At 70.7% G+C, this 22,335-nt stretch carries 15 protein-coding genes and 1 pseudogene; 7 read left to right on the top strand and 9 right to left on the bottom strand.

Annotated elements, in window-relative coordinates; translation table 11 throughout:
* The 4 genes from IPN03_06830 to IPN03_06815 all read left to right on the top strand — a co-directional run bounded on the left by IPN03_06830 (position 1) and on the right by IPN03_06815 (position 4,819).
* Positions 1–798, top strand: a complete 798-nt coding sequence (locus IPN03_06830; GenBank protein MBK9373440.1) for an ABC transporter permease — start codon at positions 1–3, stop codon at positions 796–798.
* Positions 795–1,601 carry an ABC transporter ATP-binding protein gene (locus IPN03_06825; protein ID MBK9373439.1) on the top strand — a complete coding sequence of 269 codons (807 nt, stop codon included), beginning with the start codon at positions 795–797 and terminating at the stop codon, positions 1,599–1,601. Before IPN03_06830 ends, IPN03_06825 begins: the two co-directional genes overlap by 4 nt.
* A gap of 12 nt (positions 1,602–1,613) precedes the next feature.
* Positions 1,614–2,540 carry a hypothetical protein gene (locus tag IPN03_06820; GenBank protein ID MBK9373438.1) on the top strand — a complete coding sequence of 309 codons (927 nt, stop codon included), beginning with the start codon at positions 1,614–1,616 and terminating at the stop codon, positions 2,538–2,540.
* Positions 2,541–2,968: 428 nt separating this feature from the next.
* Positions 2,969–4,819: an ATP-binding protein gene (locus tag IPN03_06815; GenBank protein ID MBK9373437.1), complete on the top strand. Its 1,851-nt coding sequence runs from the start codon at positions 2,969–2,971 to the stop codon at positions 4,817–4,819.
* 14 nt (positions 4,820–4,833) lie between these two features.
* On the opposite strand, the gene IPN03_06810 is transcribed toward IPN03_06815, so the two are convergent.
* Together IPN03_06810 and IPN03_06805 are read right to left on the bottom strand one after the other, a co-directional pair.
* Entirely contained in the window at positions 4,834–6,012 is a 1,179-nt protein-coding gene (locus IPN03_06810; GenBank protein ID MBK9373436.1) for a TPM domain-containing protein, read from the bottom strand.
* Between the two features lie 52 nt (positions 6,013–6,064).
* Entirely contained in the window at positions 6,065–6,667 is a 603-nt protein-coding gene (locus IPN03_06805; protein ID MBK9373435.1) for a LemA family protein, read from the bottom strand.
* Positions 6,668–6,845: 178 nt separating this feature from the next.
* Between IPN03_06805 and IPN03_06800 the strand changes: the two genes are divergently transcribed.
* A complete protein-coding gene (locus tag IPN03_06800; protein MBK9373434.1) occupies positions 6,846–8,318 on the top strand; it encodes an RNB domain-containing ribonuclease in 1,473 nt (490 codons plus the stop codon).
* Positions 8,319–8,408: 90 nt separating this feature from the next.
* Here the strand turns inward: IPN03_06800 and IPN03_06795 are convergent, their stop codons facing one another.
* The 4 genes and pseudogenes from IPN03_06795 to IPN03_06780 form a co-directional block, all read right to left on the bottom strand.
* A complete protein-coding gene (locus IPN03_06795; protein ID MBK9373433.1) occupies positions 8,409–8,612 on the bottom strand; it encodes a dodecin domain-containing protein in 204 nt (67 codons plus the stop codon).
* Positions 8,613–8,855: 243 nt separating this feature from the next.
* Positions 8,856–10,178 carry a PAS domain-containing protein gene (locus tag IPN03_06790; GenBank protein MBK9373432.1) on the bottom strand — a complete coding sequence of 441 codons (1,323 nt, stop codon included), beginning with the start codon at positions 10,176–10,178 and terminating at the stop codon, positions 8,856–8,858.
* A pseudogene (locus IPN03_06785) lies at positions 10,175–12,678 on the bottom strand (PAS domain-containing protein). Before IPN03_06785 ends, IPN03_06790 begins: the two are co-directional and overlap by 4 nt.
* Positions 12,679–13,019: 341 nt before the next feature.
* Positions 13,020–14,543, bottom strand: a complete 1,524-nt coding sequence (locus tag IPN03_06780) for a beta-lactamase family protein (GenBank protein MBK9373431.1) — start codon at positions 14,541–14,543, stop codon at positions 13,020–13,022.
* Positions 14,544–14,686: 143 nt separating this feature from the next.
* On the opposite strand from IPN03_06780, the gene IPN03_06775 reads away from it, so the two are divergent.
* A complete protein-coding gene (locus IPN03_06775; GenBank protein MBK9373430.1) occupies positions 14,687–17,974 on the top strand; it encodes a TonB-dependent receptor in 3,288 nt (1,095 codons plus the stop codon).
* Between the two features lie 53 nt (positions 17,975–18,027).
* Here the strand turns inward: IPN03_06775 and IPN03_06770 are convergent, their stop codons facing one another.
* On the bottom strand, positions 18,028–18,393 hold the full coding sequence (locus tag IPN03_06770; protein MBK9373429.1) for a DUF202 domain-containing protein: 366 nt from the start codon (positions 18,391–18,393) through the stop codon (positions 18,028–18,030).
* Between the two features lie 130 nt (positions 18,394–18,523).
* Here IPN03_06770 and IPN03_06765 point away from each other — a divergent pair, with 130 nt between their 5' ends.
* The gene (locus IPN03_06765) at positions 18,524–19,621 is read left to right on the top strand and encodes a glucose 1-dehydrogenase (GenBank protein MBK9373428.1); all 1,098 of its coding nucleotides are present in this window, start codon (positions 18,524–18,526) and stop codon (positions 19,619–19,621) included.
* 91 nt (positions 19,622–19,712) lie between these two features.
* Here the strand turns inward: IPN03_06765 and IPN03_06760 are convergent, their stop codons facing one another.
* Together IPN03_06760 and IPN03_06755 are read right to left on the bottom strand one after the other, a co-directional pair.
* Positions 19,713–21,347, bottom strand: coding sequence for an ABC-F family ATP-binding cassette domain-containing protein (locus IPN03_06760; protein MBK9373427.1), 1,635 nt, complete (start codon positions 21,345–21,347; stop codon positions 19,713–19,715).
* An 87-nt stretch (positions 21,348–21,434) separates the two neighbouring features.
* The gene (locus tag IPN03_06755; GenBank protein MBK9373426.1) at positions 21,435–22,259 is read right to left on the bottom strand and encodes a mechanosensitive ion channel family protein; all 825 of its coding nucleotides are present in this window, start codon (positions 22,257–22,259) and stop codon (positions 21,435–21,437) included.
* Positions 22,260–22,335 lie beyond the last annotated feature (76 nt).

Genomic DNA, 22,335 nt, shown 5'->3' with positions numbered 1-22,335 from the left:
TTGAGTACTCGAGGCCTCTTCGCGCTCCGGGCGCCGTTGCCGAAGGCGACGGCGCTCGTCCTCGGCTTCGTCATGCCGGCGCTCGTCCTCGCCGTCTGGTGCGTCCTCAGCTACGGGGGGCTCGCGCCTCCCGACTTCCTCCCCTCTCCGACCGAGGTCGTGAAGGGAACGCTGCAGCTCTTCCTCCAGTACGACCTCCTGCAGGCGATCCTCGTCTCGACGCGGCGGATCGCGCTCGCCTTCCTTCTGGCATCAGCCGTAGCCCTGCCGCTCGGAATCCTCATGGGCGCCTTCACTCCGGTGAACCGGCTCTTCGAGCCGATCGTGTCGCCGCTGCGCTACATGCCGATCTCGGCGTTCATCCCGCTCCTCATCCTCTGGTTCGGCATCTACGAGAAGCAGAAGATCGCGTTCCTCTTCCTCGGCGTGTTCGTCTACCTCCTCCCCGTCGTGGTGACGGCGATCCGCGCCGTTCCCGAGGAGTACGTCCAGACGGCGCTGACGCTCGGCGCCTCGCGCGGGCAGGTGATCCGGACCGTCCTCCTCCCGGCCGCCGCGCCCGAGATCTTCGACTCGTTCCGCGTCATGAACGCGATCTCGTGGACCTACGTCATCCTCGCCGAGGCGGTGAACCCCGAGCACGGTCTCGGCTACATGGTCGAGCTGGCCCGGACGCACCAGAAGGCGTCGTGGTCGTTCGCGGGCCTCCTCGTCATCGGGGGGATCGGCCTCCTGACCGATCTCCTCATCTCGACCACTTCCCGGCTCCTCTTCCGCTGGCGCGAGGCGTCGTCGTGAGCGCGACCGCGCCGGCGGCCGCGCACCGCCTCTCGGTCCAGGACGTCTCGGTCACCTACATCGGCCGCGGTGGCGAGAAGACCGAGGCGGTCCGCGACGTCTCCTTCGACATCGTCGACAAGCCGGGAGCGGGCGAGATCGTCGTCTTCCTCGGTCCCTCCGGGTGCGGCAAGTCGACGATCCTCAAGGCCGTGGCCGGCCTCCTCCCGCCGACGAAGGGAAGGGTCCTCCTCGACGGGCAGCCGATCGGCGAGCCGGGGCGGGACCGGGGGATGGTCTTCCAGGCCTACACCTCGTTCGGCTGGCTCACGGTGCAGGAGAACGTCGAGTACGGCCTGAAGCTCCAGGGGATCGCGCCGAAAGAGCGCGGCGAGCGGGCGCGCGAGGTCCTGAAGGAAGTCGGCCTCCTCGACTTCGCGGGGCGCTTCCCGAAGGACCTCTCGGGAGGAATGAAGCAGCGGGTCGCCATCGCGCGGACGCTCGTCAACAAGCCGCGCGTCGTCCTGATGGACGAGCCGTTCGGGGCGCTCGACCCGATGACGCGCTGGGGAATGCAGGGGCTCCTCCTCGACGTCTCGCGGATCGAGGACAACACGATCCTCTTCGTCACGCACGACGTCTCCGAGGCGGTCTACCTCGCCGACACCTGCTACGTCCTCTCCTCGAGGCCCGCACGCATCCTCCACCGGGTCGACATCCCGAGCTTCGCCGAGCGCGACGTCCACCTGAAGTCGTCGGACGCGTTCCGGGCGATCGAGAAGAGGCTCCTCGACATGCTCTACGCCCCGCAGCCGGCGGCGTAGGACGGGCGCGCCGTGGCCGAGCAGCAGGTCACCCGACCGAAGGCCGCCACGGTGCAGCGCCCCGCCGCCCGCTCGGGCGTCTCGCCGGCCATCCGTGACGCGGCGGCGGAGTCGGCGATCGGCTTCCTGAAGGGGAAGGCGTCCGACGCGGCGTTCGGTCAGCAGTCGTACGTCAAGGCCGCGTTCCTCAACCCCTACAACCTCTCGCTCCTCGGCGGAGCGGCCGCCGCCTCGGTCCTGACGCTCAACCCGCTCCCGATCCTCGGCGCCGTCGGCCTCGAGGTGCTCTGGCTCCTCTGGGCCCCGGACAGCAAGCGGCTCCGGCACCTCCTGTGGGACCCCCGCTTCGCGAAGCTGAGGGAGGCGATCGAGGCGGAGGAGCGGCGGAAGAAGATCGGGGTCCTGCCCGAGGGCGACCGCGAGCGGGTCGAGGCCCTCGTCGTGCGCCGGAAGGAGATCGAGTCGCTCGCCTCGCACAACCCGACCTTCTCCGGCGAGCTCCTGCGGGGCGAGCTCGTGAAGACCGACCGTCTCGTCGACGCGTTCGTCGAGATGGCGCTCACCTGCTGGCGCTACCGGGCCTACCTCGACTCGGTCGACGAGCGGGCGCTGGAGCGCGACGTGGACCGCTACGCGGCCGAGGTCCGCCGGGGAGAGCCCGGGGACCAGCGGACGGAGATCTCCCAGAAGAACCTCGCGATCGTCGTCAAGCGCCAGGAGCGGATGCGCGAGATCCAGCGCTACCTCGGCGTCGCCCGCGGTCAGCTCGACCTCATCGAGAACTCGTTCCAGCTCATCGCCGACCAGATCGTCACCATGCAGTCGCCGAAGGAGCTCTCCGGGCAGCTCGACGAGCTGCTCGAGGGCGTGGAGGCGATCAAGCAGTCGGCCCGCGACACGGAGGCGCTCCTGGAGTCCTCCGGCCTCTCGAACCCGTGAACGCGGGCCCCGCTCCGTCGGGCGAGCGCCTCCGCGCCCCTTCCCCCCCACCCGCGGGGGCCCGGGCGCCCCCCCGCCCCCCCCCCCCCCCCCCCCCGCCCCCCGGGGCCCCGGCGGCCCCCCCCCCCCCCCCCGCCCGGGGGGGGGGCCCCCCCCCCCCCCCCCCCCCCCCCCCCCCCCCCCCCCCCGGGGGGGCCGCGGCCGCCCGCGCCCCCCCCGCGGGGGCGGGGCCCCCCCCCCCCCCCCCCCCCCCCCCGCCCGCCGCGGGCCGCGGGCCCCCCCCCCCCCCGGGGCCCCGGGCCCGCCCCCCCCCCCCCCCCCCCCCGGGGGGGGGGCGCCCCCCCCCCCGCGGGGCCCCCCTCCCGCCCCCCCCCCCCCCCCCCCCGCCCCCCCCCTGGTCTCGCCCCGTTCTGACCAAGGAGCTTCGAATGGCCGACGCCCGCGTCCTCCCTTCCTGGGCCGAAGACCTCCGCCGCCGCTACCTGCGCAACGAGGCGGTCCTCTTCATCCTCCACGGAAACGTCCACGACCTCGTCCTCGTCGACGGCGCGCTCAAGCCGCTGACCGAGTTCCTCACCGAGGTCTTCTGGAAGGACGTGAGAGACACGATCGCGGTCTACAACCTGGCGACCGGCGTCCGCTTCGTGAAGAAGGCGAAGGAGGCGGAGGCGCAGGCCGAGCTGATGCGCGAGGCGCCGCGCGAGAAGGCCCTCGGGGGGCTGGAACGGCTCCTCGTCACGTCGCGGAAGGTGGGCGTCGTCGTCGAGTACGCCGAGACGATCGCCCCGGCGGGGGACGCGTCGTTCCAGGGGGACCTCGACCGCGCCTCCATCGTCACGCTCCATCGCTGGTCGTTCCTCCCGCAGATCGAGAAGCAGGACAACGTCGTCCTCCTCGTCGCCGAGAACCTCGCCGAGCTCTCCCCGAAGCTCGTCTCGAACCCGAAGGTCGCCGTCGTCGACGTCCCGATGCCGGACCGCGAGACCCGCCGCGCGGCGGCCCGGATCGTCGACTCCCGCCTCACCGAGAAGGAGGCCGAGCGCTACGCAGACCTGACCGCCGGGCTGAAGCTCCTCCAGATCGAGGCGATCCTCGCGCCGCCGCCGCCCGCCGAGGAGGACCGCTCCGAGCGGGAGGCCTTCATCGCAGGCCTCCTCGGCACCGCCGCCGACGCCGCCGAGCGGGCGAAGAAGCTCTCGCAGCTCACCTCGGGCCTGACGCGCGACGAGATCCGCGCCCTCCTCGCCCCCGGCGCCGCCGACCCGGCCGCCACGGCCGCCGCGGACGCCGCCGACCGGGCCCGCAAGGAGGTCGACCGCCTCATCTCGCGCAGGAAGCGCGAGATCCTCGAGCGGGAGTGCTTCGGCCTCGTCGAGTTCGTCGAGCCGCAGCACGACTTCTCGGTCGTCGGCGGAATGGAGGAGGTGAAGAAGGACCTCCTCGTCCTCGCCGACAACATCCGCGAGGGGCGCCGGAGCCGCGTCCCGATGGGGATGCTCTTCACCGGCCCGATGGGGACCGGCAAGACCTTCGTCGCCGAGGCGTTCGCGAAGGAGTGCGGCCTCCCGACGATCAAGCTGAAGAACTTCCGTTCCAAGTGGGTCGGGGCGACGGAGGGGAACCTCGAGCGGATCCTGACCGTCATCAAGGCGATCGGGCAGGTCGTCGTCATCATCGACGAGGGGGACCGGGCGTTCGGAAACACGGACGGCGAAGGGGACGGAGGCACCTCGAGCCGCGTCATCGCGCGGATCAAGGAGTTCATGTCCGACACCTCGAACCGGGGCCGGATCCTCTTCCTCGTCATGACGAACCGCCCCGACAAGCTGGACGTCGACCTGAAGCGCGCCGGGCGGCTCGACCGGAAGATCCCGTTCCTCTACTCGCAGACGCCGCCCGAGGTCGAGGCGGTCGCGAAGGCGCTCGTGAAGAAGAACCGGTTGAAGTCGGACGTCGACCTCTCGACGATCCGCGACACCTTCTCCGCGAAGCTCGTCGGCTACAGCAACGCCGACGTCGAGGCGGTCGTCCTGATGGCGAACGACGACGCGGCCCGCGAGTCGGGAGGCGACGCCTCCGTCACCGCGGCCCACTTCGAGAAGGCCGCCGCCGACTACTTCCCCTCGCGCGACGCCGAGCTGCTCGAGTACATGGAGCTCCTCGCCGTCTTCGAGGCCTCGAGCCGCCGCCTTCTCCCCGCGAAATACGCCCACATGACGCCGGAGGAGCTGGACCTGCGGCTCCGGCTGCTCAGGGCGACGGTCGGGACCCGGAGGTAAGGGGGGGACGCCGCCTACTCCCCGAAGTCCACGTCGTCCGAAAGCTCGTTGGGGTTGGCGTCCTCCCGCGGAAAGTGGAGCGCGAGGACGCGTCCCGCCTCGGCGATGCCGAGGACGAGGCCGCCGGTGAAGTCGCCCTTCCGGAATCGGCCTTCGACCGCGGCGGTGATGGCGTCCCAGAACCCCTGCCCGACCTTGTCGTGAATCCCCGCGTCGCCCAGGACGGCGAACTTCCGGCGCGAGGGGACGAGGAAGAAGAGGACGCCGTTGCGGCGGGCGGTGGCGGTCATGCCGAGGCGCTCGAAGCTTCTCTCGGCGGTCTTCCTCACGTCGCCCCAGAAGAAGGTCGAGACGGAGACCCGGATCTCGCCCGTGGTGCCGCGCTCGGCCTCCACGATGGCGGCCTTCACCGCCTCTTCGTCGATCCGCTGCCGCAGCTGCCGTCTCAGCATCGGGACCTCACCATCCTCCCGTCGCGCCGCCGCCGCCGGAACGCCCGCCGCCGCCCGAGTATCCGCCGCCGCCGCCCCCCCCTCCCCCCGGCCACCGGAGAGGATGCTGACGAGGAGGTAGAACGCGAGGCCGGGGTTCGTCACGAGGAGGACGAGGAACCCCACGACGAGGAGACCCGCGAAGACGAGCTGGAGGGGCGTGAGCCGGCGCGCGGGCCGCTCGGGCCCGCCGGAGGACGGCGCCGCGCCTTCTCCGGCGAGGTCGGGTCGGATCGTGCCGAGGAGCGCGCCGACTCCGGCGTCGAGCGCTCCGTCCGGATCGCCGGCCTGGATGCGCGGCGCGATGACCTCGCGGATGACGCGGGAGGCGACGGCGTCGGGGACCTTCTCCTCCAGCCCGTAGCCCACCTCGATCCGGATCTTCCTGTCCTTCGCGAGGACGAAGACGACGAGGCCGTCGTCGAGGCCCTTCCGCCCGACCTTCCAGGCGGCGAAGGTCCTCACGGCCCAGTCTTCGACAGGCGTCGGACCCGTCGTTTCGCCGATCCAGACGAGGACCTGGCTGCCGGTGGCGCGCTCGAAACCCTCCAGCCGCGCGTCCAGGCGGGCGAGCCCGCCGGCCGAGAGGAACCCCGCCTCGTCCGTCGCCCAGCGTGCCGGCGGCGCCGGCAGCGGCGCCTCGGCCGCGAGGGCGGCCAGGGACGCCGCGAGGAGCAGCAATCCGGCGAGGAGTCGTTTCATCGTGTCCCGCGAGCGGGTCGCCGGGCAGAGCCCGCCCGCTCTTTCCCGGGTTCTAGAACTTCACCGCCGGCGCGGTGTCGGCGCCGGCCTGCGCCTTGAAGTAGACCTTCTCGTTGAACCGGCTTCCGAAGAACCCGGCGATCACCACGGTGGGGAAGCTCATCCGCTTCGTGTTGAAGGCCTGGGCCGTCTCGTTGAAGCGCATCCGCTCGACGGCGATGCGGTTTTCCGTCCCCTCGAGCTGCGCCTGCAGGTCGCGGAAGTTCTGCGTGGCCTTGAGGTCGGGGTACTTTTCCACGACGACCATGAGGCGTGACAGCGCGGACGAGAGGCCGTCCTGCGCCTGCTGGAACTTCGCGAAGGCCGCGGGGTCGTTCGCGATGCCGGCGGCGTTGACCTGCCCGACCTTCGAGCGCGCCTCGGTCACGGCCGTGAAGGTGTCCTTTTCGAACGCGGCGGCGCCCTTCACGGTCTCCACGAGGTTCGGGATGAGGTCCGCGCGCCGCTGGTAGGCGTTCTCCACCTGCGCCCACTGGGCCTGCACCGCCTGGTCGAGCGACACGAGGCCGTTGTACGCCGAGACTCCGAATATCGCGATGAAGAGCACCGCCACGAGGCCGAGGCCCAGGCATCCCAGTCCGATCTTCTTGCCCATCGGTTTCACTCCTTTGCGTCGGTTGGTCCCGCCCCGGCGGACGCAGCCGGTTGCCGGGAACCCGGAAAATTATGCGGTACGCGCCATCTCGCCCTGGAAGCGAGGCGCGCCCGACCTCTCCGTACGCAAGGTGCGTTCCGCCCGGCCGCTCGGTCCGCCCGCACCGCATACTGCTGCCATGAGTCCGCACTCCGCCAGCCACCGCCACGACCTCGCCGCCATCGCGCACCGGGCCATGCTCGAGCGCGGGTTCGCCCCCGACTTCGAGCCGGACGTCCTCGCCGAGGTGGACGCGCTCGACCCGCACGCGGCAGGGAAAGACGGAGACGTCCGGGACCTGACCGGGCTTCCCTGGTTCTCGATCGACAACGACGACTCGCGCGACCTCGACCAGGTCTCGGCCGCCGAGAGGCTCCCCGGGGGAGCGATCAGGCTCTTCGTCGCGATCGCGGACGTCGACGCGCTCGTCCGCGACGGCTCGGCGACGGACGGCCACGCCCGGACGAACACGACGTCGATCTACACGGCGGGCGGCACGTTCCCGATGCTCCCCGAGCGGCTCTCCTACGACCTGACCTCGCTGAACGAGGACGGGGAGCGCCTCGCGCTCGTCGTCGAGATGGTCGTCGAGCCCTCCGGGGCCGTCGCGAGCTCGAGCGTGACCCGCGCCCGCGTGAGGAACCGCGCCCGCCTCACCTACGACGCGGTCGCGGCCTGGCTGGACGGCGAAGGGCCGGTGCCGGAGCGGATCGGCAGGACTCCGGGGATGGAGGAGCAGGTCCGGATGCAGGACGAGGCGGCGCAGGCGCTGAAGGCGGTGCGGTTCGCGGAGGGTGCGCTCGTCCTGCAGTCGACCGAGTCGCGCCCCGTCTTCGACGGGGACAAGCTCGTCGACCTCGCGCCGCAGGAACCGAGCCGGTCCAAGGAGCTCATCGAGAACCTGATGGTGGCCGCGAACGGCGCCACGGCACGCTTCCTCGAGGAGAAGGGCTTTCCCTCCCTCCGCCGCGTGGTGCGGGAGCCGGCGCGCTGGGCGCGGATCGTCGCGGTTGCGGCCGAGTACGGCGAGGCGCTTGGGCCGGAGCCCGACAGCCGCGCGCTCGCCCTCTTCCTCGCGAAGCGCCGGAAGGCCGACCCTCTCCGCTTCCCGGACCTTTCCCTCGTGATCGTCAAGCTCATGGGGGCCGGTGCGTACGTGGCCGAAAGGCCGGGCGAGGACGCCCCCGGGCACTTCGGCCTCGCCGTGAAGGACTACACGCACTCCACCGCGCCGAACCGCCGCTACCCCGACCTCCTCACGCAGCGGCTGCTGAAGGCGGCGGTGGCCGGCTCGCCCTCTCCCTACACGGCCGCCGCTCTCGACGAGCTGGCGAGGCACTGCACGGAGAAGGAGAACGACGCCAACAAGGTCGAGAGGCACCTGCGCAAGTCGGCGGCGGCGCTCCTCCTCTCCACGCGGATCGGCGACCGCTTCGACGGGGTCGTCACCGGGGCCAGCGAGAAGGGGACCTGGGTGAGGATCTTCTCGCCCCCGGTCGAGGGCCGGGTCGAGCGCGGCCAGGCCGGTCTCGACGTTGGAGACAAGGTGGCGGTCACTCTCCTGTCGACCGACGTCGAGCGCGGCTTCATCGACTTCGCGCGCGCGCGGTAGGAAGCGGCACCGCACGAGGCTGGTCGAGGCGCGGGCCTTCCCGTCGGGCCGCCGCAAGGCGGCCCCGAGGGCCCGCGCCCCGGTCGGGGGCTAGTCCTCCAGGACGAAGGTGACCATCATGTTCACCTGGTACTCGGTGATCTTCCCGTTCTCCACGCGAACCTGCTGCTCCTTGATCCAGGCGCTCCGTATCTGGCGGAGCGTCTTGCTCGCCCGGGCGAGGCCCTTCTGGAGGGCGTCCTCGAAGCTGGTGGGTGACGTGGAGGTGATCTCGGTGACCTTGGCGATCGACATCGTGTGCTCCTCCCGAGACTCTCAGCAACGGGTGTGCCACGACGCCCGCGTCCCGGTACGTGCCGGCAAAGGCCACGCTCCCGAGAACGGTCGCCCGCCCCTTCGTAACCGGTTCATCCCGTACGGAAGGAGTTACACCGGGGCGCTACCGTGGACGAGGTTCACGAACGCGTCCACGAGGTCCCTCGGGCGATCGGGGTCACGCTCGGCGGTAAGCTGACGCCACGAGGATCGCCGCGCCGGTCACGGACCCTCCTCCCGGGGCGCCGGCAGCCGGACGGAAAACACCGCGCCCGCGCCCTCGACGCTCTCGGCGTTGATGGAGCCTCCGTGGCGGCGGACGATCCGGTCGACGATGGCGAGGCCGATCCCTGTCCCGGCGAACTCCTCCGCGGTGTGGAGCCGCTGGAAGGGGACGAACAGCTTTCCGGCGAGGGTCATGTCGAAACCGGCGCCGTTGTCGCTGAAGTCCGTCTCCCTCTGGCCGTCCGCGCCGAGGCGGGAGGAGACCTCGATCCGCGCGGCGGTTTCCGCCGCCGTGAACTTCCAGGCGTTCTCGAGGAGGTTCCGGAGCATCACGCGCAGGAGCCCGGCGTCCCCGTGGACGGGAATCGACGCGGCGACGACGGTCTCGACCCGGCGGTCCGGCGAGCCGGCGGCCAGCTCGTCGAGGATCTCGCGGCACGGGCCGGCGAGATCGACCGTCGTGATCTCGAGCTCCACCTTCCCGATGCGCGAGAGGCGGAGGAGGTCGTCGATGAGGGCCCCCATCCGATGCGCGCCGTCGTGGATCCTCCGCAGGTGATCCGCTGCGACCGGAGGAAGCTGCTTGCCGAAGTCCTCCGCGAGGATCCGCGAGAAGCCCGAGATCGTGCGGACGGGGGCCCGCAGGTCGTGCGAGACGCTCTGCACGAACGCCTCCAGCTCGGCGTTGGCCGCCTCGAGCTCGGCCGTCCGTTCCGCCACCGTCCGCTCGAGCCCTTCGCTCACCCGGCGGACCTGGGCTTCCGCCGCCTTGAGCGCGGTCACGTCGAGGACCGCGGCCCGGCACTCCTTCCCCGACGGCGACGCCGTCGCCTCGATCCGGACGACGCGCCTGCCGCCACCGGCCGGCTCCAGCGTCACCTCGCACGACTCCCGCTGCGTGTCTGCGAGCGTCCGGGTGAGGAAAGCGTCGAAGCCGGGGCGTTCCGCGAGCGGAAGGAACGTCCCGAACCGGCGTCCGAGCAGGCGGGCGCGCGGGACGCCGACGAGGTCCGCTCCCGCCAGGTTGGCCGAGTAGATGCCGCCGTCCCGGGCGAGGGTGAAGTAGCCCACCGGGGCGAAGTCGTAGAGGTCGGTGTACCTCTCCAGCGCGGCTTCCACCTCGTCGCGGGTCCTCTGCAGCTCGGAGTTCTGGAGCTCCAGCTCGACCTGGTGCACCTGGAGCTCGTGGAGGAGCCTCAGGGCGTCCGCCTCGTTCTCGGTGCGCAGAGAGGCCGCCTCTTCCCGCGCCCGGACACGCTCCTCGGCCCGGGCGCGGAGCTGTCCGGCGTCGTTGCCGGAGGGAGGATGCCCCGGTCTCACCGGCTCCCCCCGTCGCGGCTCGCGCCTTGCCGGGCGGCGTCGCCGGGCGCCGCCCGGCGCAGCTCGGCCTCGAGCGTCTTGGTCTGGGTGATGTCGACGAACGTCATGACGACGCCGTCGATCCGGTTGTCCACGGTCCGGTACGGCAGGACCCGGACCTCGAACCATCCCCGCCCTCGGCCGCGACCTGCTTCTGGGAAAAGACCAGGGTCCGCAGCACCTCGCGGGCCTCCCGCGCGAGGTCCAGGTCGACGAGGACGTTGACCACGTCCGTGAGCGGGCGGCCGACGTCTCCCGGGATCAGCTTGAAGAGGCGGGTCGCGCCCGTCGTGAACCTCCGGACCCTGAGCTCGCCGTCGAGGAAGACGGTGGCGATGTCGGTCCCGTTGAGGAGGTTCTTCATGTCGTCGCTCGCCCGCGTCAGCTCCTCCATCCGCGCGGCCTGCTCCGCGTTGACGGTCTGGAGCTCCTCGTTCATCGACTGCATCTCCTCCTTGGCGGTCGTCAGCTCCTCGTTCGTCGACTGCAGCTCCTCGTTCGTCGACTGGAGCTCTTCGTTGGCGGACTTGAGCTCCTCCTGCGCCGTCTGCATCTCCTCGTGCATCGCGTGCATCTCGCTGCGGAGGGAATGCAGCGCCCCGCGCGCCTCGTCGAGCTCGCGCTGGAGCACCGCCGTCTGCGGGCTCCGTGACGAACCCGCCTTGCGCCCGGGGCCTTCCGGCGGTCCGGGCGGCGCGGCGACGTCGGAGAAGACGATCATCACGGTCCCGCGCAGCGCCTCGGGCTCGGTGAGCGCCTGGGCGAGGACGTCGACCAGGGGTTCCCCTTCCCCGGCCGCCAGGTGGAGCCCGCGCCGGTGGACGACCCGCCCGGCGCTGACGGCCCGATGGAAGATCTCGGGAAGCTCCTGCCGGAGCCCCTCGCGAGCCATGGCGAAGACGTTCCAGTTCGCCTTCCCCGCGGCGGGCTCGAGGTACCTCCCCGTCCGCCCGCTGATGAAGAGGATGTCGCCCTCGCCGTTGACGAGGACGGCCGCCGGCGCGAAGCGCTGGAGCAGGACCTGGTCCGCGAGCGCCTGGAGGTCGGGGACGGGCTTCGTCACCGTCATCGGAACGGGTGCTCCTTTCCGGTCGCCGGGACGCGAGGCCGGGAACGGCATCGCCGCGAGCGGGACGAGGACCTCCCCCCTGCGGTAGAGCCGCGTCTTTCCGGGGAGGGGCGTGAAGAGGCCCGGCTGTCCGCCGGCCGTTTCGGCGGCGCCGAGGAAGAGGAGGCCGCCCGGGTTCAGCGAGTAGTGGAAGAGCGGCAGCAGCCTCTTCTGGAGCTCCGGCCCGAGGTAGATGAGAAGGTTCCGGCAGAGGAGGAGGTCCAGCTTCGTGAACGGCGGGTCCATGAGGACGTTCTGGGTCGCGAACGTCACCATCTCGCGGATCTCCTTGCCGATCCGGTACGAGCCGCCTTCCTCCTGGACGAAGAACCGCTTCAGGCGGCCGGCGGACACGCTGGTCGCGATGCCGGGCGGAAAGAGGGCCTGGCGGGCGCGGGCGATCGCGTCGGTGTCGAGATCGGTGGCGAAGACCTGGAGCTTCAGGCCCGCCTGGGGCGCGACCTTCTCGGCCGCTTCCCGGAAGACGATGGCGAGGGAGAACGCCTCCTCCCCGGTCGAACAGCCGGCGCTCCAGGCGCGCAGGACGCTCCGCTGGGGGCGGCTGGCCAGGAGCGGGGGAAGGAGCTCGTCCCGGAGCTGGTCCCACGCGGCCGGATCGCGGAAGAAGCTCGTGACCCCGATCAGGAGCTCCCGGAAGAGGAGCTGCACTTCCTGCGGGTTCTTCTGGAGGTACTGGACGTAGGTGGCGATCCGGTCGATCTGGTGGATTCCCATCCGCCGCTCGATCCGGCGCAGGACGGTGCTGCTCTTGTAGAGAGAGAAGTCGTGCCCGGTCCGGGCGCGCAGGACGATGGCGACCTTCTCCAGGGCGCTCCGATCGCCATCCGGCAGGACGGGCGCCGCCCTGACGTGGAGGGGCGCGTGCCGGACGTAGGAGAGGATCCGCTGCGGCAGCTCCTGGACGGGCGCCACGACGTCGGCGAGACCCGCCGCGATCGCGCTCCGCGGCATGGCGTCGAACTTCGCGGAGGACGGCTCCTGGACGAGGACGAGCCCGGCGGCCTCCTTGATGGCGCGGAGCCCCTGCGTGCCGTCGGCGCCCATTCCCGAGAGGACGACGCCGATGCTCCGCTCGTTCTGGTCGGCGGCGAGCGACCGGAAGAGGAAGTCGATCGGGAGCCGGAGGCCCCGCGGAGCCGTCGGCTCGAAGAGGTGGAGCGCGCCGTGGAGGAGCGACATGTCCCGGTTGGGCGGGATCACGTAGACGCAGCCGGGCTTGACCCGCATCCGGTCGCGCACCTGGACGACCTTCATCGACGTGGCGCGCTGCAGGAGCTCGGGGAGCATCCCCTTGTGCGTCGGGTCGAGGTGCTGGACGACGACCCACGCCATCCCGCTTCCCTCCGGGACGTTGCGCAGGAGCTCCTCGAGCGCCTCGAGCCCGCCGGCGGAGGCGCCAACGCCCACCACCGGGAACGGCGTGCCCGCACGAGCCTCGCCCGGGGTCGGTCTCGCGGGGGTCTTCGGAGGCTTCGGAGGGGCGGGCGATCCCGACGGCCCCTTCGAAGAACGGCTTCTTCTCAACGCAGAATCCTCCGGGGTAACCTGTCCACGGGCCCGGGCGATTCGCCGGGCCGGCCGCACGTCGGAAACAGTATGGACCCCGGCCTCTCGTCCGGGCGCGTCCGAATCGGGACGGAGGCGGCCCGGTGGTCCGCCGCGGCCGTGCCTCCCTATCGCGATCCTGCCCCGTCCGCCCGCGCCATTGCGTTGCTGTGGCGCCAGAGGCGGGTGACGGCGCCCGTCGCGTCGACCTCGAAGCGGATCTCCTCGCCGAGCTCTCCGTCGTCGCGGAGCCGCCGGAAGCGGTGCTCGCCCGCGGGGCTCAGCTTCACGAGCGCCTCGAGCGGCTTCTCCGAGGGGATCGGCAGGAGCGCGAGGCCGTCGTCCCACGGGAAGACGTGCGCTTCGCCCGCGAGCCAGTTGTCGTAGCGGCCGGCGTAGCGCGCGAACGCGGCGACGTGCGCCTTCGCCCCCTTCGGGTCGTCGATCGCCTTCTTCACCGCGGGGGCGACGACGTCGTAGGCCGTCTGGGCGTACTTCTGCGCGTCGATCCCGTTCGTGTTCGTCATGAACACGGTCGCCATCTTCTCGGCCGTCTGGACGAGGAGCTGGCTCTGGTAGCCGGGGCAATAGCCGTTGTGCCCGACGAACGTCTTCTCCCCGCTGCGCCAGACCTGGAAGCCGAGCCCCCAGCTCGTCTTCCAGCCCGGGTCCAGGAACTGGACGCGCTGCATCTCGCGGAGCGTGTCGACGTCGAGCACCTCGGTTTTCCGGGTCGAGAGAAGGCGGAACTGCCAGGAGGCGAAGCGGCCGAGGTCCTCGACCGTCGAGGTGAAGCCTGCGGCCGGTGCGATGCCACGCACCTCGTAGGGCGGCACCCTCTCGCGGGTGCCGTCCCGCCGAACCGCCGTGTACCCCGAGGCGAGCCGCCCGCCCCGGTGCCGGTCGAGGTGCTCCGTCTCGGTGTCCTTCATTCCGAGAGGGTCGAGGACGCTCGATCGGATCAGCGCGGAGTACGGCTTGCCGGCGGCCGCCGCCGCGACCTCGCCCGCGAGCGTCAGGCCGAGGTTCGAGTACTGGAAGAACGTCTCCGGGCGGTAGAGCATCTCCTGCTGCGGCAATCTCTCGCGGACTTTCTCCACGGGCGGGAAGGGATACGCCGGGCCGGTCCAGTAGGGGATGTCCGATTCGCGGGGAAGGCCGGACGAGTGCGTCAGGAGGCCGAAGAGCGTCACCGGCTCCGCCCCTTCGGGCATCCCGCCGATGGAGAACCACGGGAGGTGCCTGGCGACGGGGTCGTCGAGGCGCAGCCGCCCCGCGTCGCGCTGCTGCATCACCGCGACGCTCGTGAAGAGCTTCGAGATGGAGCAGATCGAGTACATCGTCGACGGCGTGGCGGGCGCCTTCGTCTCGACGTGCGCGTCCCCGAAGCCGCGGCTCCAGAGGAGCTGCTGGTCGTGGACGACGGCCATCGACACTCCCGGGAGCCGTCGGTAGGCCTGCTCGGCGCCCGCCCACGTCTCCAGGAGGGTGAGCGCCTGGACGACGCGCGGGTCGCGCGAAAGCGCCTCGGGAGAAGGAGCCTCCTTGGCCTCCTTCGTCACGGCGACGGGCGTGGCGGGCGCCTGTGCGGCCGCGGGCCACGGGAGCAGAAGCGAAGCGGCGAGGAAACGGACGATCGGGGGGGTGGCCATTCGGTTACCTCCGCAGGGGTCGGCGGAGACGATCGGTCGGGCGGTTGCGCGCGTCAAGTGGTGCGGCCGCGGGTCACCTGCACGAAATGATCCTCGTATCCCTTCCGCGAAGGGTGGAGAATCCCAGGCCAACAGGAGGATCAATGCGTAACCGGTACCTCAGGGTCGCGGTCGCCCTCGTGTTCCTCGTCCCCTTCCTGACCATCTCCACCGCTGTCGAGGCCCAGACCGTCGCCGGGACGCTCCAGGGCACGGTGACCGACACGTCGGGCGGCCCGTTGCCGGGGGCGACGGTCACCGTCCGGAACCGCGACACCGGCCAGGAGCGCCGGGTCGTCACGAACAGCAGGGGCGCCTACACCGCGCCCCTCCTCCAGATCGGGACCTACCGGGTCACGGCGGCGCTCGCGGGGTTCGGCACCGTCGCGCGAGACCGGGTCGAAGTCTCGCTCAACAGCACCGCCACCGCGAACTTCTCCCTCACCCAGAGAGTCACGGCCGACATCGAGGTCGTCGCCGAGACGCAGCAGATCAATACCGTCAACGCCGAGATCAAGGGCTCGCTGACCGCGGAGCAGATCCAGGACAAGCCCTCGCTCAGCCAGGGGAGCTTCCTCTCCCTCGCAGAGACCTTCACGGGCTTCCAGGAGAACCCGGCGTCCGGCCAGAACAACCCGACGCTCTCCTCCGGCTCGTCGATCAACTTCAACGGGACGGGGACGCGCGGGGCGACGTTCCAGATCAACGGCGTGAACAACGACGACTCCTCCGAGAACCAGAACCGGCAGGGGGTCTCACTCGCCACGATCAAGGAGTTCCAGGTCCTGACGAACAGCTACAGCGCCGAGTTCGGGCGCGGCTACGGCGCCGTCGTCCTCGTCCAGACGAAGTCGGGGACGAACACGGTCAACGGCGAGCTCTTCGGCTACTTCCAGAACGGCGAGTGGAACGAGAAGAGCTACTTCTCGCAGACCACGCCGAAGCCGAAGAACCACAGGAACGAGTGGGGCTTCGTCGCCGGGTTCCCCATCCTGCAGAACAAGCTCTTCGGCTTCGTCAGCCTCGACCGCATCGACTACGCCGGGCAGCAGAACTACGCGCGCGACCTCTTCACCCCGGCGGAGCTGGCGCTGCCGCGCCTGACCCGCGGGAACGACACCCCCGCGAACCGGGCCTGGATCGAGGGAATCCTCGGCCGCTACCCGCAGGGCGCGGTCCCCAACGACCCGCGGAGCAACAGGACCTTCGCGACGCTCCAGCAGATCGACTGGCCCGACGAGGACTACTCGGCGCGGCTCGACTACGACCCCGCCTCCGCGCACCACCTCACCGCGCGCTACCAGTACACGCGGAACATCCGCGAGACCGAGGACATCATCCAGGGTGAGAACGCCCTCCAGAACCACAAGCAGGTGAACGTCGGCCTCACGTGGACGCAGGTCTTCGGCGGCGCCTTCTCGGGCGAGTTCCGCTACGGCCTCGGGCTACGCTCGACGAACGTCGACATCGCCGCCGGAAACGACACGCCGATCGTCCGCTTCACCGGATCACCGGTCTCGGGAACGATCCTGGGCAACGCCGGGTCCTACCCGATCAACCGGCACCAGACGGACAACCAGTTCGTCTACAACCTCTACGGCACGTTCGGGAGCCGCCACTACGTCAAGGCGGGGGTCGACGTGAGGCTCCAGGAGCTGGACGACGTCGCCGACAACTTCTCGCGCGGCTTCTGGACGTTCCGTGCCGCCTGCGGCGGCACGACGTACGCGACGCCCTACGCGGCCATGGTCGACGGCTGCGTCTCGACGTACCAGAAGGGGTACGGCAACTTCTTTCTCGAGAACCAGATCAACGAGTACAACCTCTACGCCGAGGACCAGTGGCAGGTCGCCGACACGCTGAGCCTCTCCCTCGGCGCGCGATTCGAGTACGTGGCGACGCCGACCGAGAAGGAGGACCGGGTCGTCTACGGGTACGAGGACAACGCATACGTCGACCCGCGCGTCGCGTTCGCCTGGGTGCCGAAGACCTCCGGGGGGTTCCTCGGGGCCCTCACCGGGGGGCCGGGCAACGCGTCGATTCGCGGCGGCTTCGGCATCTACCACGGCCGGATCTTCCAGTCGATCTTCTCTCAGAGCGGGGCGAACCTCCGCTTCAACCCGCCGAACGCCGCCCTTCTCTCCTACACGAACCAGCTGAACGTCTCGGACCCGTCGAATGGCTACGTCTTCACCCCCGGGGCGACGCCGACGACGCGCATCACGATCCTCGAGGTCGATCCCCAGCTCGCGATGCCGCAGGTGTGGCAGTGGAACCTCAGCTTCGAGCGGAAGCTGGGGTGGGACACGACGATGCGGCTGAGCTACGTCGGCAACCACGGCGAGGACCTCCTGAAGTACACGCCGACGAACCTCGCGATCACCCCGGCCCAGGGGGGAATCGTCGTGGTCAACAGCCCGTTCAACGCGCCGGCGGCGGGGTTCCCCGACCTGAGGGGCGTCCTGATCGACAGGGTCGCGGCCGACTGGAGATGCGCGGGAACGGGCTTTCTCCCCGGGCTCACGGTGAACGCGGCCTGCCCCGTCCCGGTCCCGATCGCGAGCAACGAGATCAGCCTCCGGGCCCCGCGGACCAACGAGCGCCGGCCCGACCCCCGTTACGGGCAGAACCTGATGATCTCGAACGACAACTACTCGAACTACAACGCCTTCCAGATCGAGCTCCAGAAGCGCTTCACGCGCGACTTCTCGGGGCAGCTGTCGTACACGTACGGCAAGACTCTCGACACCGGCTCGGACGCCACGAACCTCGGCGCCGGGGACACGAACATCACCGGGCCGAACGACAACTTCGCCTACGGCTACTCGCGCTTCGACACGCGGCACAGACTGACCGTCCTCGGAAGCTACGACCTCCCCTTCTACAGGGGCCAGCGCGACGTCGTCGGGCAGCTCCTCGGCGGCTGGAAGATCGCCGCGACCTTCCGCTACGCCAGCGGGACCCCGTTCTCGGTCGTCGACAGCGCGACCGACGACATCGACTGGGACGGCTTCCAGGAAGACCGGCCCATCGTCATCGATCCGGGCGTTCTCGGGGCCGAGGTCGATGACCCGGGCACGGCGAAGAACGCGCTCCCGTCCGGGGCCTTCCGCCGCGCGACCCCCGAGGACTCGGTCGACGACCTGGTCCGACGCAACCAGTTCCGGATGGACAGCCTCCTGAACCTCGACCTCGGTCTCTACAAGACGGTCTTCCTCCCGTGGGAGGACCACCAGCTGGTCCTCCGCGCGGAGATCTACAACGTCTTCAACCGCGCCCAGTTCGGCACCCCGTCGAACGACTGGGCGGCCTCGACGTTCGGCGCGCTCACGGGTCTCCAGGTCAGCTACCGCCCGCGAACCTTCCAGTTCGCGGCGCGCTACGTCTTCTAGGCCTGCGGATGTCGAGCCGGGCGGGGGGGGCTCCCCCCCGCCCGGCTGCGCGGCTAGAGGACGAGATAGACCGTCAGCAGGATGCCCAGAATGCCGAGGAGCGTTGCGAGCCCCTCGTGCAGGCGGCCGTCGCGCCCGGCGGGGCGGTCGGCCTCGGGGAGCGTCCGCAGGAACGCGCGGTGCTCTCGCGTGGCGAGGAGGATCGACGCCGAGCCGGCCAGGACGAGGACGATGCCGATCACGTTCGAGAGCGGCGCGAGCCTGGGCGCGTGCGCCTCGGCGCCGAGCTGGAGCGTCACGAGCCGCAGGAAGAGGCCGAAGCGCGCCACCAGGAACCCGAAGGCCATGACCGTGAGCCCGGTCCGGATCCAGGCGAGGAGAGTCCGCTCGGCGGCGAAGTAGACGCGCGGGTCGCCCATGGGCCGAGCTTACACGCCGGGGAGAAGGTCGAAGCGCGGTGGGGCCCTGCCAGCGGTCCCCTCGCCGAGGGCCTCGCCCGCGCACCGCCGTCTTCCGTTCCGTCCGTCCGTCGGACAGAATCCGCCGCAAATGAAAGCGCTCGCCGTTCGTCCCGGTGATCGGACCGTCTCGATCCTCGACGTCCCGGCGCCGGGGCCGCTCGGCCCGTCCGGCGTCCTCGCTCGCGTCCTCTCGGTCGGCGTCTGCGGGACCGACCGGGAGATCGCGTCCTTCCTCTACGGCGAGGTCCCCGAGGGCTCGCCCCACATCGTCCTCGGGCACGAGTGCCTCGCCGAGGTCGTCGAGACGGGGCCGGACGTGACCGGGCTCGCCACCGGCGACCTGGTCGTCCCGATGGTCCGCCGCCCCTGCGCGCGGCTCTGGTGCCGCCCCTGCCACGACGGCCGGCAGGACTTCTGCACGAGCGGCGACTTCACGGAGCGCGGCATCAAGGGACTGCACGGGTTCATGGCCGGGCTCGTCGCGGACGAGGAGCGCTACTTCGTGAAGGTGCCGGCCTCGCTGCGCGACGTCGGGGTCCTCGTCGAGCCGCTCACGATCGCCGAAAAGGGGGCCGCGCAGGCCGCGATCCTCCTCGGGCGCGTGCCGGGCGAGCTGGCGCGGTCGACCGGCTTTCAGCGCGCCGTCGTCCTCGGAGCGGGGCCGGTCGGGCTCCTCGGCGCGATGAAGCTCGTCGCGCTCGGCTGGGAGACGTGGGTCTACTCGAAGGGCGAGGCCGGCTCGCCGAACGCCGAGGTCGTGACGGCGATGGGCGCGCGCTTCGTCTCCTCCGACCGGCACACGCCGGCGGACCTGGCGGAGATGGTCGGCGGCATTTCCCTCGTCTACGAGGCGACGGGCGCGGCGCAGGTCTCGTTCGAGGTGATGAGCGTCCTCGGGACGAACGGCGCCTTCATCTTCACCGGCGTGCCGGGCCGACGGGGGCCGCTCGAGATCGACGCGAACCTCATCATGCGCAACCTCGTCCTCAAGAACCAGGTCGTCGTCGGCACGGTCAACGCGGGCCGCTCGGACTTCGAAGCCGCCGTCGCGGACCTCGGCGTCTTCGTCGAGCGTTTCCCAGAGGCGGTCCACGCCCTCGTGACGGCCCGGGTCCCGTTCGACGGGGCGGTCGAGGCGGTCCTGACACCCCCCGCGGGGATAAAGACCGTCGTCGAGGTGGCGTGATCACGAAGCGAACCTCGCCTCGCCCGGGGTTGATCGACGTCTCCGTCCCGCTCTGGACCGGGACGGTCCACTGGCCCGAGTGTGGGTCTTCCTACGCGTGGACGCCCGGCGCCTCGTGCCCCGACCGCGAGACGTACTCCTCGTAGGAGCCGTCGTACGTCACGGGCCGGCCCGAGCCGTCCTCGCCGCCGATCTCCAGGACCCGGTTCGCCAGGCCCCGGAGGAACGTCCGGTCGTGGGAGACGAAGAGCATCGTCCCCTCGAAGCCGTGGAGCGCCTCCACGAGCATCTCCTTCGTGGCGAGGTCGAGGTGGTTCGTCGGCTCGTCCAGGACGAGGAAGTTCGGCGGGTCGAAGAGCATCCGCGCCAGGACCAGCCGCGACTTCTCGCCCCCCGAAAGGACGCGCACCGGCTTGTCGATGTCGTCCCCGGAAAACTGGAACGCCCCGGCCAGGGTCCGGAGGACGCCGAGCCCCTCCATCGCGAAGTCCTTCTGGAGCTGCTCGATCACCGTCAGCGTGGGGTCGAGGAGGTCGAGCGACTGCTGGGCGAAGTAGCCGAGCTTGAGCGAGGCGCCGAGCTTGACGGTCCCCGAGTCGGGGGATAGCGCCCCCGACACCATCTTCAGGAGCGTCGACTTGCCCGCCCCGTTTCGTCCCATGACGCACCAGCGCTCGCCGCGCCGGACGAGAAAGTCGAAGCCGTCGTAGACGACGCGGGAGCCGTAGCGCTTTCCGACCCCGGCGAGCGCGACGACGTCGTCGCCCGAGCGCGGCGGCTGCCGGAAGTCGAACCGCACGACCTTGCGGCGGCGGGGGAGCTCGAGCTGCTCGATCTTCTCGAGCTTCTTCACGCGGCTCTGCACCTGGGCGGCCTTGGCCGCGTGGGTCGAGAAGCGCTCGATGAAGCGCTGCTCCTTGGCGAACATCGCCTGCTGCCGCGCGTAGGAGGCCTCGCGCTGCGCCTCGCGCAGGCCCCGCTCGCGCTCGTAGAAGTCGTAGTCGCCGGTCCAGGTGAAGATCTCGCCGCCGTCCACCTCCACGATCCGGTCGACGACGCGGTTCATGAAGTCGCGGTCGTGGCTCGTCATCAGGAGCGCGCCGGGGTAGTCGTGGAGGAACCGCTCGAGCCAGAGGATCGACTCGATGTCGAGGTGGTTCGTCGGCTCGTCCATCAGGAGGACGTCGGGCCTGCCGAGGAGGATGCGGGCCATCGCCACGCGCATCTTCCAGCCGCCCGAGAGGGCCCCGACGTCGCCGTCGACCACCTCGTCGGGGAAGCCGAGCCCCTGGAGGATCTCCTTCGCCTTCGCCTCGAGCTCGTACCCGCCCCGCTGCTGGTACTCGTGCTGCACCTCGCCGTAGCGCTCGAGGACCTTCTCCATCTCGTCGGCGCGCTCCGGGTCGGAGAGGGCGTGCTCGAGGTCCATCAGCTCGTGGTGCAGGTCGCCGAGCCGGCCGCTCCCGGCGATCGCCTCCTCGAGCACCGACCGCCCCGACATCTCCTCGACGTCCTGGCGGAAGTAGCCGATGGAGAGCTTCTTCGGGACGGAGACGTCCCCGTCGTCGGGGTGCTCCTCCCCGGTGATCATCCGGAAGACGGTGGTCTTGCCGGCGCCGTTCGGGCCGACGAGCCCCGCCTTCTCGCCCGGGTTGAGCTGGAACGAGGCGTCGACGAAGAGGATCTGCCGGCCGTACTGCTTGGAGACTTTCGAGAAGGAGATCATGCGGGCGGCGGACGATAGCAGGCTCGCCGCCGGTTGGCGCTGCACGACCGGGGCCGGCTGACGCCCGCCCCGGTCGCGAGGGGACGATCAGGCCTTCGCGGCCACCTGCCGCAGCACCAGGTGCTGCTCGGGGACCGGGTAGCCGGCGGCCCCGAACTCCTCCTTGATGACGCGGTTCGTGTCGAAGTAGACCTGCCAGTAGTGGTCGGTGTGCGTGTAGGGGCGCACGGCGAGGACCGGGCCCATCGGGTTGAAGTCGAGGATCTCGACGTCGGGCGCGGGCGTGGCGTTGACGTTCGGGATCGCGGCGAGGCGGGTCTTCAGCCGGGCGACCGCGTCGGCGGGGTCGACGCCGTGCGCGAGCTGGGCCGTCCGGTCGACGCGCCGGTACTCCGAGGCGGAGTAATTCATGATGTTGTCGCCGAAGACCTTCGCGTTCCCGACGATCGTGTGGACGTTGTCGGGGGTCAGGATCTCGGTGGCGAAGAGGCCGATCCTCACGACCGTCCCGGTGACTCCGCCGGCCTGGATGAAGTCGCCCACCTTGAACGGCCGGAGGACGATGACGAAGACGCCCGCCGCGAAGTTGGAGAGGAGGCCCGCCCACGCCGCGCCGACCGCGAGGCCGAGGCCGGCGACGAGCGCCGCGAACGACGTCGTCTCGACGCCGAAGTAGCCCAGGATCGCGACGACGAGGAGGATGTTCAGCGCGACGTTGATGATCGAGGCGACGTACCGGAGGATCGTCGGGTCGATCTTCTGCTTCTCGAGCGCGGCCGAAACGAGCCGCACCGCGAGATGAATGAGGTAGCGGCCGACGATGAATACGGCCAGCGCCCCGAGGAGCTTCAGGCCGACGTTCGTGGCCGTCTGCGTGACGGATTGCAGGATCTGGTCCCAGTTGACGTTCATTGACCCTCCCTGGCCGCGGGCCTGGCCCGGGCACCCTTCGCTTCGAAATCCGGTCGAGAGGGCGGAAGTGTGTCAG

It is taken from the genome of Holophagales bacterium, from assembly GCA_016719485.1.
Taxonomy (GTDB): Bacteria; Acidobacteriota; Thermoanaerobaculia; order UBA5066; family UBA5066; genus UBA5066.
Note: the sequence above shows the minus strand (reverse complement) of the source record. Positions and strands in the feature narration are given on the sequence as shown.